The sequence below is a fragment of the Ruegeria sp. CI1 genome, from assembly GCF_056536925.1.
The window spans coordinates 84133-100834 of sequence record NZ_JBQFQP010000005.1; the positions used below are offsets into that span (position 1 = coordinate 84133).

14 protein-coding genes are annotated in these 16702 nt (G+C 64.4%); 10 read left to right on the top strand and 4 right to left on the bottom strand.

Annotated elements, in window-relative coordinates:
- Nucleotides 1-5: 5 nt before the first annotated feature.
- The 4 genes from murB (at nt 6) to ftsA (ending at nt 4288) form a co-directional block, all read left to right on the top strand.
- Complete coding sequence (murB, locus tag ACR0LZ_RS07455) at nt 6-932, top strand: UDP-N-acetylmuramate dehydrogenase (RefSeq protein WP_480749163.1); 927 nt, start codon at nt 6-8, stop codon at nt 930-932.
- Nucleotides 933-1039: 107 nt separating this feature from the next.
- Nucleotides 1040-1960: a D-alanine--D-alanine ligase gene (locus ACR0LZ_RS07460; RefSeq protein ID WP_480749164.1), complete on the top strand. Its 921-nt coding sequence runs from the start codon at nt 1040-1042 to the stop codon at nt 1958-1960.
- Nucleotides 1948-2946: a cell division protein FtsQ/DivIB gene (locus ACR0LZ_RS07465; protein WP_480749165.1), complete on the top strand. Its 999-nt coding sequence runs from the start codon at nt 1948-1950 to the stop codon at nt 2944-2946. Before ACR0LZ_RS07460 ends, ACR0LZ_RS07465 begins: the two co-directional genes overlap by 13 nt.
- 7 nt (nt 2947-2953) lie before the next feature.
- Nucleotides 2954-4288, top strand: coding sequence for a cell division protein FtsA (gene ftsA / locus ACR0LZ_RS07470; RefSeq protein ID WP_480749334.1), 1335 nt, complete (start codon nt 2954-2956; stop codon nt 4286-4288).
- Nucleotides 4289-4301: 13 nt separating this feature from the next.
- On the opposite strand, the gene ACR0LZ_RS07475 is transcribed toward ftsA, so the two are convergent.
- Nucleotides 4302-5180, bottom strand: a complete 879-nt coding sequence (locus tag ACR0LZ_RS07475; RefSeq protein WP_480749166.1) for a LysR family transcriptional regulator — start codon at nt 5178-5180, stop codon at nt 4302-4304.
- Between the two features lie 155 nt (nt 5181-5335).
- Here ACR0LZ_RS07475 and ACR0LZ_RS07480 point away from each other — a divergent pair, with 155 nt between their 5' ends.
- The 6 genes from ACR0LZ_RS07480 to ACR0LZ_RS07505 all read left to right on the top strand — a co-directional run bounded on the left by ACR0LZ_RS07480 (nt 5336) and on the right by ACR0LZ_RS07505 (nt 13187).
- Nucleotides 5336-5599 (top strand): DUF4242 domain-containing protein, encoded by a 264-nt coding sequence (locus tag ACR0LZ_RS07480; protein ID WP_480749167.1) that lies wholly within the window; start codon nt 5336-5338, stop codon nt 5597-5599.
- A gap of 383 nt (nt 5600-5982) precedes the next feature.
- A complete protein-coding gene (ftsZ, locus tag ACR0LZ_RS07485; protein WP_480749168.1) occupies nt 5983-7602 on the top strand; it encodes a cell division protein FtsZ in 1620 nt (539 codons plus the stop codon).
- 213 nt (nt 7603-7815) lie between these two features.
- On the top strand, nt 7816-8736 hold the full coding sequence (lpxC, locus tag ACR0LZ_RS07490; protein WP_480749169.1) for a UDP-3-O-acyl-N-acetylglucosamine deacetylase: 921 nt from the start codon (nt 7816-7818) through the stop codon (nt 8734-8736).
- Nucleotides 8737-8863: 127 nt separating this feature from the next.
- Nucleotides 8864-9715 (top strand): outer membrane protein assembly factor BamD, encoded by an 852-nt coding sequence (locus ACR0LZ_RS07495; protein WP_480749170.1) that lies wholly within the window; start codon nt 8864-8866, stop codon nt 9713-9715.
- Between the two features lie 34 nt (nt 9716-9749).
- A complete protein-coding gene (gene recN / locus ACR0LZ_RS07500) occupies nt 9750-11399 on the top strand; it encodes a DNA repair protein RecN (RefSeq protein WP_480749171.1) in 1650 nt (549 codons plus the stop codon).
- A gap of 102 nt (nt 11400-11501) precedes the next feature.
- Entirely contained in the window at nt 11502-13187 is a 1686-nt protein-coding gene (locus ACR0LZ_RS07505; protein ID WP_480749172.1) for a chloride channel protein, read from the top strand.
- 4 nt (nt 13188-13191) lie between these two features.
- On the opposite strand, the gene ACR0LZ_RS07510 is transcribed toward ACR0LZ_RS07505, so the two are convergent.
- From ACR0LZ_RS07510 to ACR0LZ_RS07520, 3 genes are all read right to left on the bottom strand, one after another.
- Nucleotides 13192-13536 carry a DUF427 domain-containing protein gene (locus tag ACR0LZ_RS07510; protein WP_480749173.1) on the bottom strand — a complete coding sequence of 115 codons (345 nt, stop codon included), beginning with the start codon at nt 13534-13536 and terminating at the stop codon, nt 13192-13194.
- A 63-nt stretch (nt 13537-13599) separates the two neighbouring features.
- Nucleotides 13600-15390 (bottom strand): aminopeptidase P family protein, encoded by a 1791-nt coding sequence (locus tag ACR0LZ_RS07515; protein ID WP_480749174.1) that lies wholly within the window; start codon nt 15388-15390, stop codon nt 13600-13602.
- A gap of 78 nt (nt 15391-15468) precedes the next feature.
- Entirely contained in the window at nt 15469-16629 is a 1161-nt protein-coding gene (locus ACR0LZ_RS07520; protein WP_480749175.1) for an alpha/beta hydrolase, read from the bottom strand.
- Between the last annotated feature and the right edge of the window lie 73 nt (nt 16630-16702).

Here is a 16702-nt window from a genome sequence, read left to right on the forward strand (position 1 = left end):
GACCCATGATCCCGACCGACACGATCCGCGGCAGACTGACACACAACCGGGCGCTGTCCGACCTGACCTGGTTGCGTGTGGGCGGGCCTGCCGACTGGCTGTTTCAGCCCGCCGACATTGAGGATCTGCAGGAGTTTCTGCGCCTTTTGCCCGCGGATGTGGCCGTGTTCCCGATGGGTGTGGGATCGAACCTGATCGTTCGTGACGGCGGTCTGCGCGCGGTGGTGATCCGGCTGGGGCGGGGCTTTAACGGCATATCGGTCGAGGGCAATACAGTTGCCGCCGGGGCGGCCGCGCTGGACGCGCATGTGGCGCGCAGGGCGGCGGATGCGGGTGTCGATCTGACGTTTCTGCGCACCATTCCCGGCTCGATCGGCGGCGCGGTGCGGATGAACGCGGGCTGCTATGGCAGCTATGTGGCCGATGTGTTTCGGAGCGCGACCGTGGTGACGCGCGGCGGCGAGATTGCTGAACTGACCGCAGCCGAGCTGAACTTTCGCTATCGCCAGTCCGACCTGCCGGAAGGCGCGGTGCTGGTGTCCGCGACATTGCAAGGCCCCTCGGGCGATCCGGATGAATTGCACGCCCGCATGGACGCGCAACTGCAAAAGCGCGACGAAACCCAGCCCACCGGGGATCGCAGCGCCGGGTCCACGTTTCGCAACCCGGCCGGGTTTTCCTCGACCGGGCGGGAGGATGACGTGCACGACCTCAAGGCGTGGAAAGTGATCGACGATGCCGGTTTGCGCGGCGCCCGAAAGGGTGGGGCGCAGATGAGCGAGAAGCATCCCAATTTCCTGATCAACACCGGTGACGCAACCGCCGCAGACCTCGAAGGTCTGGGCGAAGAGGTGCGAAAAAAGGTTTACGAAACAAGCGGCATCACGCTAGAGTGGGAAATCATGCGGATCGGTGATCCGCTTAAAGAATAAGAGCCGAACCCGCCGACCAGAACAGGCAAAACAAGGCGGCGGATCAAAGGCATAACACAGCAGCACGGGCCATCGAATAAGGTCCGGGGACATTGAGGCGCACGAACGTGGGTAGGTCGAGCAGGACAAGCCCCAAAGTGGCGGTATTGATGGGTGGACCTTCGAAGGAACGCGAGGTCTCGCTCAGCAGCGGGCGCGAATGCGCTGCCGCCCTCAGGGGAGAAGGCTTTGAGGTGGTCGAACTGGACGCTGGTCCCGACCTTTATGCGCGCCTTCAGGAGATCAGGCCGGACGTGGCGTTCAACGCCCTGCATGGACGCTGGGGCGAGGATGGTTGTGTGCAGGGGCTGCTGGAATGGTTGCGCATCCCCTATACCCATTCCGGGGTTCTGGCCTCGGCGCTGGCGATGGACAAGCAGCGCAGCAAGGAGGCGTTCCGCGTCGCGGGCCTGCCGATTGCCGACAGCGTGATCGTGCCGAAATCGGCGGTGATGGCCGATCATGTCATGGCCGCGCCTTACGTGGTCAAGCCGAACAACGAGGGTTCCAGCGTCGGTATATATCTGGTGTTCGACGGTGCAAACTCGCCGCCGAAACTGTCGGAGGACATGCCCGATCAGCTGATGGTCGAACAATATGTGGCGGGCCGCGAACTGACCGTATCGGTGATGGATGGCCGCGCGCTGACCGTGACCGAGATACTGACCGACGGCTGGTACGATTACGACGCCAAATACAAGCCCGGCGGCTCGCGCCATGTGCTGCCGGCTGACATCCCGTCCGAGATTTTCGATCTGTGCATGGACCATGCCCTGCGCGCCCATGAGGTTCTGGGCTGCAAGGGTGTCAGCCGCACCGACTTTCGCTGGGATGACAGCAAGGGCCGGGACGGTCTGTTTCTGCTGGAAACCAACACCCAGCCGGGCATGACGCCGACCTCGCTGGTGCCCGAGCAGGGCCAGCATTGCGGCATGAGTTTCGGCGAGCTGTGCGCCTGGATGGTGGAGGATGCCTCATGCGACCGGTAATTCCTCATCGCGAGCTTGTGGCCTATCGGGAAAAGCCGCTGACCGCCGGGGATGCCGAATTCGAGGCGGCGGGCATGTCCGAGGGCCGCGCCAAGCCCCGGTTCCGGCTGCGGTTGCCTGGCCGGTCGGGCCGCAAGGCCGATCCGGCCCCGTCACGGCTGAGCTTTCGCTTTCAGCGCTGGATGCTGACCCCCGGCATACGGTTGGGGTTACGCATGGGCATTCCTTTCACCGTCGTGTTCGTGGCCGGAACCGCGTTTTTCGCCGATGACCAGCGCCGCGCCGCAGTACATGGTTTTGTTGCCGATCTGCGCACCTCGTTCGAGGAGCGCCCCGAGTTCATGGTCAACCTGATGGCCATTGATGGGGCGGGCACGAACCTGGCCGAGGATATCCGCGAGGTGGTGCCGCTGGATTTCCCGATCAGTTCCTTTGACCTGGATGCGGACCAGATCCGCGAGACTATCGCCGGGCTTGACCCGGTCAAGTCGGTGAGCGTTCTGATCCGGCCTGGCGGTATCCTGCAGGTGGACGTGGTCGAGCGCGAACCGATGGTGGTCTGGCGCACCCGCGAAGGGATCGAGCTGCTGGACGAAACCGGCGCGCATGTGGACAACATCGCCGCGCGGACCGACCGCTCTGACCTGCCGGTGATTGCCGGCGATGGCGCGGATGCCCATGTCGGCGAGGCGCTGGCGCTGATGCGTACGGCGCAGGCGCTGGGCGACCGGGTGCGCGGGCTGGTGCGCGTGGGCGAGCGGCGTTGGGATCTGATCCTCGACCGCAACCAGCGCATCATGCTGCCGACCGAGCGCCCGGTGCAGGCGCTGGAACGGGTGCTTGCGGTCAGCGAGGTGCAGGATCTGCTGGAGCGCGACGTGGCGGCGGTGGACATGCGTCTGGGATCGCGGCCAACCATAAGAATGAACGAAACCGCCAGCGCAGAATGGTGGAATACGGAAGTAACGGTAAAGAGCGGGCAATAGCATGATGATGACGGATCTGTATCAGTCACAACGGGCCATGCGGCAGATGCGGCGGCAGGCGATGCAACGGGGCGTGGTGGCCATTCTGGACGTGGGCAGTTCCAAGATAGCCTGCCTGGTGTTGCGTTTCGACGGGGCTGGAAAGCTGAGCGAGGACAATTCCATCGGTTCGATGGCGGGCCAGACCGGGTTCCGGGTGATCGGCGCCGCGACGACCCGTTCGCGCGGGGTGCAGTTCGGCGAGGTCACCGCCATGCAGGAGACCGAACGCGCCATCCGTACCGCCGTGCAGGCGGCACAGAAGATGGCCGAGATCCGCGTCGACCATGTCATCGCCTGTTTTTCGGGGGCCAATCCCCGGTCTTACGGGCTGGACGCGCAGATCGATCTGGAAACGCAGATGGTCAGCGAGGCGGACATCGGGCGTGTCCTGAGCGCCTGTGACGTGCCGGAATACGGGGCAGGGCGCGAGGTGCTGCACGCCCAGCCGGTGAACTTTGCGCTCGACAACCGTTCGGGCCTGATCGACCCGCGCGGCCAGCTGGGTCAGACGCTGGCGGTGGACATGCATATGCTGACCGTCGACGCCTCGGCGATCTACAACCTTGTCCAGTGCATCAAGCGCTGCGATCTGGAACTGGCGGGGATCGCCAATTCGGCCTATGTCTCGGGCGTCTCGGCGCTGGTCGAGGACGAGCAGGAACTGGGCGCGGCCTGTATCGACATGGGCGGCGGCACCACCAGCGTGTCGATCTTCCTCAGGAAACACATGATCTATGCCGATTGCGTGCGCATGGGCGGCGATCACGTCACCGGCGACATTTCGATGGGGCTGGGCATCCCGGCCTCGGTTGCCGAGCGGATCAAGACAGTCAATGGCGGCGTGCATGCAACCGGCGCCGACGACCGTGACCTGATCGACATCGGCGGCGATACCGGCGACTGGGAACACGACCGTCGCACCGTCAGCCGGGCGGAACTGATCGGCATCATGCGCCCAAGGGTCGAGGAAATCCTCGAAGAGGTGCGCATGCGCCTTGATGCCGCCGGATTCGAACACCTGCCCAGCCAGCAGATCGTGCTGACCGGCGGCGCCAGCCAGGTCACCGGCCTTGACGGGCTGGCCAGCCGCATCCTTGGTCAGCGCGTGCGCCTGGGCCGTCCGCTGCGGGTTCACGGCCTGCCGCAATCGGCCACCGGTTCGGGGTTTTCCTCGGCCGTGGGGCTCAGCCTGTTTGCGGCGCACCCGCAGGATGAATGGTGGGATTTCGAAGTGCCGTCGGATACGTTCAACACCCGCCCGTTCAAGCGGGCGGTGCGCTGGTTCAAGGACAACTGGTAGTCTGAACGCGCGCTCAGCCCGGCCAGGCAAAGGACCGGGCCGAGCGCATCATCGCGTCGATGGCGGGCGGGAACCTGCGTCCCGGCACCGTGACCATCGCGATCTCGCGGCTTACCTCGGGCTCGGACAGCGGGCGCTGGATGAGGCCGGGCAGGGTTACCGAGTATTCCGGCATGAAGGCAAAGCCGATCCCTGCCAGAACCATCGCCTGCACCCAATCCTCGCGTTCCGACCGGAAGCGGGCATAAAGTTCGATACCGTTCTGTTCGCAGACCTCCGTTACCATTTCCCGCAATTCGCAGGCCAGGCGATCGACATAGTCCTGCCCCGAAAGATCGGCGAGGGTGACCGCATTGCGCGCCCTCAGCGAATGGTCGGGGGGCAGGACCACCACGTAGCGCTCGGAATAGAGCGGGTGCACCCGGAACCGGTCGCGGACGTCGTCGGTCACGGTCATCACGACGGCGTCCAGTTCGTCATCGGCCAGCAGCCGTGACAGTTCGGGGGCCGGGGCCTCGCGCACCGCCATTTCCATGCCCGGATGGTTGCGCTTGAACTCGGCCAGGAACCGCGCCAGCCGCACATGGCCGACCGTCGCCATCACGCCCAGCCGGATCGGCGCCTTGTCCAGCAGGCGGAAATTCTGCGCCAGCATCCGGGTGGCTTCGGTTTCCTCCAGGATATGCTCCAGATGCGGCAGCATCGACCGCCCGAACTCGCTCAGCAGGATACGCCGCCCTTCGCGATGGAACACCGCCGCGCCCAGTTCCTGTTCAAGCGCCTTGATGCCCTTGGTCAGGGCAGGTTGCGACACGTCGCATTCTTCGGCGGCCTTGGTGAAATTCAATGTACGCGCCGCCGACAGCACGTACCGGACCTGAGACATTTCCATGTGACCTGACCCCCCTTGCGACCCCTTCATCAAAGGATACCGCAAAATGCCCAAACCGTCAGTTATCGATCCATAACGTGGGGCCGGTGGTCGATGGCGGGTGGCGGTGTTTCAATGGTCGCATCAACCGCAACACCGGACGGGAGGAAACTGACATGTCGGTATTCATGGTGGAACGCAGTCTCAAGGGGATCAGCATGGAGGATCTGGCCGGCGCACAAAAGGCGGCGATCAGCACGGCGGAATCCATGCGCGGGCAGGGGGAGCAGATCAACTATATCCGCACCACCTTTGCGCCCGAGGATGGCCGCTGCATGTGCCTGTTCGAGGGCCAGAACGCCGACCAGGTAAAGCGCCTGAACGACACCGCGGGCCTGCCCTATGACAAGATCGTTCAGGCGCTCGATCTGACCCCGTAATTCCGACCGGGGCGCGCGGCGATTTCTTTGCGCCGCGCCCCTATTTGTCCGGTGACAGCCGAAGATCACCATGTTACACATCACATGAGCGCCCGCAAAAGAGGCGCCGCAGAGGGTCGGGCAGGCCCGCGAACATGAAAAGAGATCGCTGATTCCCGTAATGTCGCATTGCGGGCTAAACTTTTTGTTGTGCCGCGTGTGCACCTTCCCCCCATATTTGCGCAAATTGGCGAAATGCCGCGTGTTGAGATGCTGAATCTTCCATATTTTGTGGCAGATTTGCGTTTTTGGCGTGACGTTTGGAAATTGCATATGTAGGATTGGCTGTGGATAGGTCAGAAAAATCCCGCGTTTTGCGGGCAAAAAATACAGGCGGACAGAGCATGACATTGAATCTTTCGATGCCCGGGCAAGAAGAACTGAAGCCACGGATTACGGTTTTCGGCGTCGGCGGCGCTGGCGGCAATGCCGTCAACAACATGATTGAAAAACAGCTTGAAGGCGTCGATTTCGTTGTCGCCAACACCGACGCACAGGCGCTGCAGCAAAGCCAGTCGTCGGCGCGCGTGCAGCTGGGCGTCAAGGTGACCGAAGGGCTGGGCGCGGGCGCGCGTCCCTCTGTCGGCGCGGCGGCGGCCGAGGAAAGCATCGAGCAGATCGTCGATCATCTGGCCGGGGCGCATATGTGTTTCATCACCGCTGGTATGGGCGGCGGCACCGGTACCGGCGCGGCCCCGATCATCGCACAAGCTGCGCGTGAACTGGGCGTGCTGACCGTCGGTGTGGTGACCAAGCCTTTCCAGTTCGAAGGCGCCAAGCGCATGCGTCAGGCCGAGGACGGCGTCGAGGCGCTGCAGCAGGTGGTCGATACTCTGATCATCATCCCGAACCAGAACCTGTTCCGCCTCGCCAACGAAAAGACCACGTTCACCGAGGCCTTCTCGATGGCCGATGACGTGCTGTACCAGGGCGTCAAGGGCGTGACCGACCTGATGGTGCGGCCGGGCCTGATCAACCTCGACTTTGCCGACGTCCGCGCGGTGATGGACGAGATGGGCAAGGCGATGATGGGCACCGGCGAAGCCGATGGCGAAGACCGCGCTGTTCAGGCCGCCGAAAAGGCCATCGCCAACCCGCTGCTGGACGAAATCAGCCTGCGTGGCGCCAAGGGCGTGCTGATCAACATCACCGGCAGCCACGATCTGACGCTGTTCGAGCTGGACGAGGCCGCGAACCGCATCCGCGAGGAAGTAGACCCGGATGCCAACATCATCGTCGGCTCGACACTGGACCCGGCCATGGAAGGCACCATGCGCGTGTCGGTTGTTGCCACCGGTATCGACGCATCCGACGTGCATGCGGAAGTTCCCGTCGCCCGCCGCCGGTCGATGTCGGCCCCGCTGACGCAGAAGACCTCTGCCGAGGAAAAGGCACCGGTTGCGGCTGAACCCGCGCCTATTGCCGCCGAAACCCGGCCCGAGCCGGTGGCCGAGCGCGAACCGTCGCTGTTTGAGGCATCCGAGCCCGAAGAAGAGACCCACATCGCCTCCGGCTTTGACGACGAACCCGAAACGATGGAAGACGACGGCCTGCCGCCGCCCGCCTATCAGCCCAGGGTTCCGGAATTCGAACCGCAGGTCGACAGACACGAAGAAGCGGCCGAGTCCTTTGTCGCGCCGCGCGCTCCGGCACCGGGAACGCCGTCTCCGGAAGCGTTGCAGCGGCTTCAGGCCGCGGTCAAGAAAGTGCCGTCGTCGCAACAGCGCCGCCCCATGGTCGACCCCGTGCAGGCAAAGCCCGAAGTGCCCCACGAAAAGTCGCGCTTTGGCTTCAACAAGCTGATCGACCGGATGACCGGACACGCTGCCGACACGCCGTCGCAGCCGGTGCGCCACCAGCCGCCCGTGCGCCATCGTGACGCTACGGCACCCGCGCATGACGAGGCGGATCCCGAGCAGGAGCGCATCGAAATCCCCGCCTTCCTGCGGCGTCAGGCCAACTGAAAGCGGTAACAAATTAAGTATCCGGGGTCGCCGCTGGGCGGCCCCTTTTCTTTGCGATTCAGATGGTTATATCGCTGTGAGCAGGGTTCTGCCGATCTGTTACACACTTGTTTCATTCGGTTACAAAGAGTGAATTGTACGTAACTGCCCGGTCCCTTAACTGATTTGCCAACACAGCCCCTTGAGGTTGGACACGGCTCGCAGAGGCATATCTTGCAAAATACGCTCAAATCTCCGGTCACGTTCAAAGGCGTCGGCCTGCATGGCGGCCAGCCTGCCACGATGGTCCTGCGCCCGGCGGCTGCCGGTCACGGCATCTGGTTCAAACGCACCGATATTGAGCTTGGCAATGCGATGATCCCGGCCTCGTACGACGTGGTCGAGCGCACGCCGCTTTGCACCCGTCTGGTGAACGAGGCCGGTGCCTCGGTTTCGACGGTCGAGCATATCATGGCGGCGTTGGCCGGATGTGGTGTTCACAACGCGCTGATCGAAATCGACGGCCCCGAAGTGCCGATCATGGATGGCTCGTCCCTCGACTTCGTGCGCGGGATCATGGCGCGCGGCGTGCGTCAGCAGGCCAGCCCGGTTCTGGCCTTCGAGGTGCTCAAACCGGTGACCGCGCAGCGCGAAGGCGCGCAGGCCACCCTGCTGCCCGCCGACGGGCTGACGATCGAGTTCCACATCGATTTCGAGGACGAGGCCATCGGCCGTCAGACCAAGACGCTTGATATGCGCAACGGATCATTCGCGCGCGAACTCAGCGATTGCCGCACGTTCTGCCGCCGCTCGGATGTCGAAGCGATGCGTGCCAACGGTCTGGCGCTGGGCGGTACGCTGGACAACGCGGTTGTGGTTCAGGGTGCCGAAGTGCTGACCCCGGGCGGCTTTCGCCACGCGGACGAGGCGGTGCGCCACAAGATGCTGGATGCGCTGGGTGACCTTTACCTCGCGGGGGGGCCGATTCTGGGCCACTACATCGGTGACAAGTCCGGTCACACGATGACCAACACGCTTTTGCGCAAGCTTTTCGAGACGCCGGGCGCGGTACGCCCCGTGCTGTGCACGCCCGAACAGGCCGCACGCCTGCCGGGACAGGGACTTGTCTGGGCGGAAATCCCCGAAGTCGCCTGACACCCAATCTTGATCGCGGCAAATCAGCGAAGGCGTTGATAAGGCGTTTTGCACCGGAATTTTATGTGCTAGACCGAAGCCCGATCAGGGGTGAACCCAGCGACAGTAGAAGGCAAGGATGGGCGGTATGGTTGGCAGCAAAGCGGCAGTCAGGCTTGCGGGTGCGATTCTTCTGACGGTTGCTCTGGCGTCATGCAGCGGGTTCGCCCGGCGGTCGGCAGACCGCACGCAGAATCTTGAAGGCTATACACCGGAACAGATCTTCGCCCGTGGCGAATACGAGCTGGCGCAAAGCCGCGAGGACGATGCGGCGTGGTATTTCTCGGAGATCGAGCGGCTTTATCCCTATTCGGACTGGGCGCGGCGGGCATTGATCATGCAGGCCTTTTCGTATCATTCCGACAAGAACTATGAGGAAAGCCGCGCCGCCGCGCAGCGTTACATCGATTTCTACCCGGCGGACGAGGACGCGGCCTATGCCCAGTATCTGCTGGCGCTCAGCTATTACGACCAGATCGACGAGGTGGGCCGTGATCAAGGCCTGACCTTCCAGGCGCTGCAAGCGCTGCGCACGGTGATCGAGGTCTATCCCGACAGTGAATACGCCACCTCGGCGATCCTGAAGTTCGACCTGGCCTTTGACCATCTGGCCGGCAAGGAGATGGAGATCGGGCGGTTCTACCTGCGCAAGGAACATTACACCGCCGCGATCAACCGCTTCCGCGTCGTGGTCGAGGATTTCCAGACCACCACCCACACCGCCGAGGCGCTGCACCGCCTGGTCGAGGCCTACCTGTCATTGGGGCTGGTGGACGAGGCGCAATCCGCAGGCGCGATCCTGGGCTACAACTACCAATCCAGCGAATGGTACGAGAGCAGCTACAAGCTGCTGACCTCGCGCGGGCTGAAACTCAAAGCGAGTGGCAACAACTGGCTCAGCCAGATCTACCGCCAGTCGATCAAGGGACAATGGTTGTAAGCGTCATGCCGACGGGTCTGGGAGACTAGGGCCGATGCTGCGGGCGCTTGATATTCGCGACATGCTTATCATCGACCGGCTTGAGATGTCCTTTCAGCCGGGCCTCAACGTACTGACCGGCGAGACCGGGGCGGGCAAATCCATCCTGCTTGATTCGCTTGGGTTCGTTCTGGGCTGGCGCGGGCGCGCCGAGCTGGTCCGGCAGGGCGCGGAACAGGGCGAGGTCGTGGCCGAGTTCGATTTGGCCGAGGGCCACCCGGCCCTTGCAGTGCTGGCCGAGGCAGGCATCCCGGCGGGGGAGGCGCTGATCCTGCGTCGGGTCAACACGGCGGACGGGCGCAAGACCGCCTGGGTCAACGACCGCCGCTGCTCGGGCGACGTGTTGCGGGCGCTGTCGGAAACGCTGATCGAACTGCATGGGCAACACGACGACCGGGGTTTGCTGAACCCGCGTGGTCATCGCGCGATGCTCGACACGTTTGCCGGTCTGGACGCCGATCTCGGCGCCGTACGCGGCGCGTGGGCGGCCCTGTCGCGCGCCCGCAAGGCGCTGGAGGAAACCGAGGCGGCGGTGAATGCCGTCCGCGCCGAGGAAGATTTCCTGCGTCATGCCGTGGGCGAGCTGGACAAGCTGGACCCGCAACCGGGCGAGGATGCCGAGCTGGACGCCCGGCGCCGGATGATGCAGGGCGCCGAACGTATCCGCGACGATGTGGCCCGCGCCTTTGACCTTTTGGGCGGCGATGGCGCCGAAGGCGCGATGGGCGACGCATTGCGCTGGCTCGAAGGCGTGTCGGACAAGGCGGGAGGTCAGCTGGAACAGCCGATCGCCGCCCTTGGCCGCGCCCTGATCGAGTTGGGCGAGGCGCAGGACGGTGTCGGCGCGTGCCTTGAGGCGCTGGATTTCGATCCTACCGAACTGGAACGGGTCGAGGAACGCCTGTTTGCGATCCGCGCGCTGGCCCGCAAGCACGATATTGCCCCCGACGATCTGGGCGGGTTTGCCGAAACGCTGCGGGCGCGGCTGAACCAGCTTGAGGCCGGCGATGCCGCACTGTCGGATCGCCGCGCGGCGCTGATGGCGGCGCAGCGCGCCTATGACACCGCCGCCCGCGCCCTGACCGCCGCCCGCGCCGAGGCCGCGGGGCGTCTTGACCAGGCGGTGATGGCCGAACTTGCGCCGCTCAAGATGGAACGCGCGGTGTTCCGGACCGACATGACCGAGGCCGAGCCGGGCCCCGAGGGCCGCGATATGGTGGCCTTTACCGTGGCCACCAACCCCGGCGCGCCTGCCGGGCCGCTCAACAAGATCGCGTCGGGCGGCGAACTCAGCCGGTTCCTGCTGGCGCTCAAGGTTTGCCTGTCCGGCGATGACAGCGCTCGCACCATGATCTTTGACGAGATCGACCGGGGCGTCGGCGGCGCCACCGCCGATGCCGTCGGGCGCAGGCTGGCGTCACTGGCGCAGGACGGGCAGGTGCTGGTCGTCACCCATTCACCGCAGGTCGCGGCGCGTGCCGCGCATCACTGGCGGGTGCAGAAACAGGTCGAGGATGGCCAGACCCTGTCGACCGTGCTGCGGCTGGACCCGGACGAGCGGGTGGACGAGATCGCCCGCATGGTCGCGGGCGACACTATCACCGACGAGGCGCGCGCGGCTGCCCGCGCCTTGCTGCATGCCTGATCCGCGACCCTGCCGCAACGCGCGGGCCATAGTGTCGTGAACCGTCTTTTCTGTTGGGCTCTCGTGGCTTACTAAGGGATATCCGACGAACCGAGGGACGCGATGACACAGTCCACCCGCACCGTGTTGCGCAATCAGATTCAACAGGCCCTCGCCGCGATCAAGGATGCTTGGCGCGTGTTGCGCCGGCGCGGGCCCAGCCAGATCCAGTTCTGGTTCATCGCCCTTATGATCGGCATCGCCGCTGGCTTTGCCGCGCTGTTCTTTCGCAAGGGCATCGCCGCGCTGCAGGCCAATCTGTACGGAACCGACAACGTGCAATATCTGCACAGTTTCGCGGAAAAGCTGCCGTGGTACTGGATTCTGATCATCCCGATCATTGGCGGTCTCGTGGTTGGCCTGATCCTGAATCATTTCACCGATGACGGGCGGGTGCGCTCGGTCGCCGACGTGATCGAAGGCTCGGCGCTGACCGATGGGCGGGTGGAAACCCGCGCCGGGATCGCGTCGATGGTGGCCTCGCTGATCACGCTCAGTTCCGGCGGCTCGTCGGGCCGCGAAGGCCCTGTGGTGCACATGGCGGGTGTGATCTCGACCTGGGTCAGCGACCGGATACATGCCGACGGCATTACCGGGCGCGACCTGTTGGGCTGCGCCGTGGCGGCGGCGGTTTCGGCCAGCTTCAACGCCCCCATCGCGGGCGCGCTGTTCGCGCTTGAGGTGGTGCTGCGCCATTTTGCCGTTCACGCCTTTGCCCCGATCGTCATCGCCGCTGTCGCGGGGACAGTGATCAACCGGCTGGAATATGGCGACGTGACCGAGTTCGTTCTGGACACGCCCGGTTCGCTGCAATTCTACGTCGAACTGCCCGCCTTTTTGCTGCTGGGGCTGATCTGCGGGTTGGTGTCGCTGCTGCTGATGCGCTCGATCTTCTTTGCCGAGGATATCGGTACCCACATCCAGAACCGCCTGTCGCTGCCGCGCTGGCTGCGTCCGGCGGTGTCGGGCGCAATGCTGGGCCTGATCGCCATCTGGTTTCCGCATATCATCGGCGTGGGCTATGAAACGACGATCCTTGCGCTGAGTGGCAAGCTGGCCCTGACCACGGCCATCGTGTTCGCGGTGGTCAAGACCGTGGCGCTGGCCATCACCATGGGCGGGCGCATGGGCGGCGGCGTATTTTCCCCGTCGCTGATGATCGGGGCGCTGACCGGGCTGGCATTCGGACATATCGCCACCGGGTTTCTGCCCGCCGTGTCGGGCACCGATGCGCTTTACGCCTTTGCGGGCATGGGTGCGGTTGCGGCGGCGGTGCTGGGCGCGCCGATCTCGACAACTCTGATCGTGTTCGAACTGACCGGTGACTGGCAGATTGGTCTTGCGGTGATGGTGTCGATCTCGATGTCCACCGCGCTGGCCTCGCGGCTGGTGGACCGGTCCTTTTTCCTGACCCAGTTGGAACGGCGCGACGTGCATCTGGCCGCAGGTCCGCAGGCCTATCTGCTGGCGATGCTGCGCGCGGGCGCGGTGATGCGCCCGCTGGGCGATCCGCGCGCGCTAAGCGCCGGGGAGTGCCGTGAACTGGCCGCTCAGGGCCTTTGCATCAGCGCCAGCTCGACGCTTGAGGCCGCGATGCCCTTCTTCGACCGTGACGACGTGGATTGCATTCCGGTGGTGATCCGCGAGGAGGACGGCACCGAAACACCGGTTGGCGTGCTTTATCACATCGACGCGCTTAAGGCCTATAACCGCGCCCTGGCCGCCACCGCGGCCGAGGAGCATTCGTGATCGGTCAGAGCTGCTCCACCTTCACCGAGTCGCTGAGAACGAAGGCCACGTGATCCTTGATCTCGGCCACGGGCGCGTCCGGGTTTTCATAGCTCCATGCCGCGTCATTGGTGACGGACGACATGTTGACGATGTGAAAATAGGTCGCCTCGCCTTTGTGTTTGCAACTGGCGACCTTTTCCGACCGGTCCAGAAATGCCATCGCGATGTCGGCACGGGGAAAATAGATGACAGGCGGCAGATCACCTTCGCTCAGCTCCAGCGCATTGGTCGTCTCGCCCAGGATTGCTCCGCCCGAACGTACGCTCCATTTACCGGGAGCCTTCCGAATCTTGATGTGATCAGTCATTCCTGTTCCTTCCGTATACGTATCAGAGCCTCGTTCGTGCCCTTTTCCTGTGACATGCAGATGTCAGATCGTTGAGGTCGCGGCATCCAACCACAGCCGGGCCTGTGCGCCAAGCCTCGGGCCGACCCTTTCCGCAACGTCGCGGTGATAGGCGTTGAGCCAGGCCCGTTCATCCGCGCTCAACATATCCACCACAATCAGCCGCCGGTCAATCGGGACATAGGTCAGTGTGCGCCACTGCAACATGGCGCGTTCGGCATCGCCGCCGGGCAGGGTGGGGGCCTCTTCCACCACGACGAGGTTCTCGATCCGGATGCCGAACGCTCCCTCGCGGTAATATCCCGGCTCGTTCGACAGGATCATTCCCGGCTCGAGCGGCACGTGGCTGAGGCGCGACAGGCGCTGCGGCCCTTCGTGCACGCTCAGATAGGTGCCGACGCCATGCCCGACCCCGTGGTTGAAATCCTGTCCCGCCAGCCACAGCGGTGCGCGCGCCACGCATTCGATATCTCGCCCGGCCAGCCCGACGGGCCAGCGCAGCATCGACATGGCGATCATGCCTTTCAGCACGCGCGTGAAACAGGCTTTTTCGTCGTCCCCGACCTCGCCGATGGCAATGGTGCGGGTGATGTCGGTGGTGCCGTCCAGATACTGTCCGCCGCTGTCCAGCACCAGAAGGTGGCCGTTTTCCAGCACGCTGTCGGTGTCCTCGGTCACCCGATAATGCATGATCGCGCCATTGGGGCCGGTGCCAGCGATGGTGTCGAACGAGATTTCCTGCAACGCATTGTCCTTGCGGCGGCAACTTTCCAGCCGGGTGACCACCTGCGTCTCGCGCAGGGTTCCGGGCGCCTGGCCATCCAGCCAGCACAGCAGTTCCACAACTGCCGCCGCATCGCGCAGATGTGCCTCGGCAGTTCCGGCGATCTCGGCGGCGTTCTTGCGTGCCTTGGGCAGGGCGCAGGGGTCGCCGCCATCGACCAGCCGGTCGCCCAGTGTATCCGCCACGATCTGCGGCACCGTGCCCATGTCCACCTGCACCGGCCCAGCCAGGGCCTTGACCGCGGGCAGGAACCCGTCGGGATCGTGTACCGAAACCTGCGGCCCCAGATGCCCGCGCACCTCGCCGAGCTTTTCTGCCGCCATGAACAGGTCAACCCGGCCATCGCCGTGCAGAATGGCAAAGCCATGCGCCACCGGGTTGCGCGGAATGTCCGAGCCGCGAATGTTCAGCAGCCACATGATCGAATCGGGCAGGGTGATCACCGCAGCCTTGCGCCCCGCCGTGGTCATATCCCCGGCCAGACGGGCGATCTTGCTCTCAGAGCTTTCGCCGGCGAATTCGATCGGATGCGCCTTGACCGGGTTCATTGGCGGGGCGGGCTGATCGGGCCAGACCCGGTCCACCAGGTTTTCGCAGCGCACCAGTTCGATACCGGTGCCGTCCAGGTCCGCCAGCGCGCCCTTGATCTGACCCGCCGCATGCAGCCACGGATCGAACCCCACGCGCCCGCCATCCGGCAGCTTTTCCTTCAGCCATTGGGTCAGGCTGACATCCGGCCACGGCACCGGGGTAAACGCCGCTGCGACCTGCGCCTTGACCTGTGTGCGATAGCGCCCGTCCACGAATACGCCCGCCACGCCCCTCAGGGCGGCACAGAACCCGGCCGAGCCGGTGAACCCGGTCAACCAGGCCAGCCGGTCGTCATGGGCCGCCACATATTCCCCCTGATGGGCGTCCGCACGCGGGATCAGGAAGCCGTCCAGCCCGTGCTGTTCGATCTGCCCGCGCAGCGCGGCCAGCCGCGGCGGCCCCTGTTCCGGGCGGGCGGTCACTTCGAATGTCTGGAACATGGAGGCCTCGTTCGTCACTTGTCTTCGGCCGAAAGGTGCGGCGCGACGCGGGGAAAGTCCAGTCGCAAAGCCGTGCGCTCATTCGGCAAAAAAGCCGAGCAGCGCCCCAAGGTATTCATCCCACACCGCGTTGCCCGGCATCGGTATGTGGTTTGCGGTTTCCAGAACCATCAGCTCGGCATCGGGGATGCCTGCCGCAAGTTTCTGAGCCTCGGACAGGGGGTGAACATTGTCGTGCCGCGCGTGGATGATCAGCGTCGGGCAGCGGACCTGGGGCAGAAGCGGCAGCAGCGACTCGCGGTGAATGGCGTCGCGCACCTTAAGGATCGTCTGTTGTGAACTTGCACCGATCATGTTGCGCGCCATGTCGTGTACGGCGTCCAGCGGCCCTTCGGGGAAATAGCTGAGCATCATGGCGGAAACGAAGCTGATCTCAGGCGCGCTCCACCCTTCGGCAGCCAGCGCGCGCAGCGCGTCCGAACTCAGTTCCGGCGACCGCCGCCCGCGCCCTTCGGCATAACCGCCGACGATGACAAGGCGGCGCACGCGGTCGGGGTGTTTCACGGCAACACGCACCGCCGACAAGGCACCGCCGGATTCCGAAAACAGTCCAAAACGCTCGAACCCGGCGGCGTCTGCCGCGGTTATCATGTTCTCGGCCAGAGCGTCGAACGAGAATTCCTCAAGCGCGCGATCCGACCGGCCAAACCCGATGGGATCGAAACGCAACAGCGTGTGATGCGCGCCAATTGCCTCGAACAGCGCGCGCTCGGATGGTGTGTTCCACTCGGCCTCGATATCCGTCGTGTTGTATCCGCCGCGCACCAAAAGCGGCCCCGATCCGGTCACGGCATAGGCAAGCGATTTCCCCTCGGGCGTCTGCGTGTACCGGATGCGTTGCACCGATGCCGGTGCGGGCATGTCCTGCCCGACCTCGGCAACAGGGGCTACCCATTTGAGCCCCCGCCGGGCAACCGTGGCGATCACCCGTTGCGACTTGCCGTCATCGCCCACGGCCTTGCGGGCGGCGGCAATGCGGGCGCTGATGGCCGAGTCGGACACGATCCGGCCATGCCAGACCTCTTCGACGATCTCGTCCCGGCTGACCAGCCGCCCGGCGTTGCGCACCAGCAGATGCAACAGGTCGAACACCTGTGGTTCCACCGCAACCGGCGCGCCGTCGCACAGCAACAGGTGCTCCCTGGCGTCCAGAACATAGGTGTCGAAACCGTACCGCATGTCGGGATAACACCCGTCTTTTGCCGATCCGGCAAGGTGTTACCGCAAAAACAGGGGTTTCTAAGGGAAATCC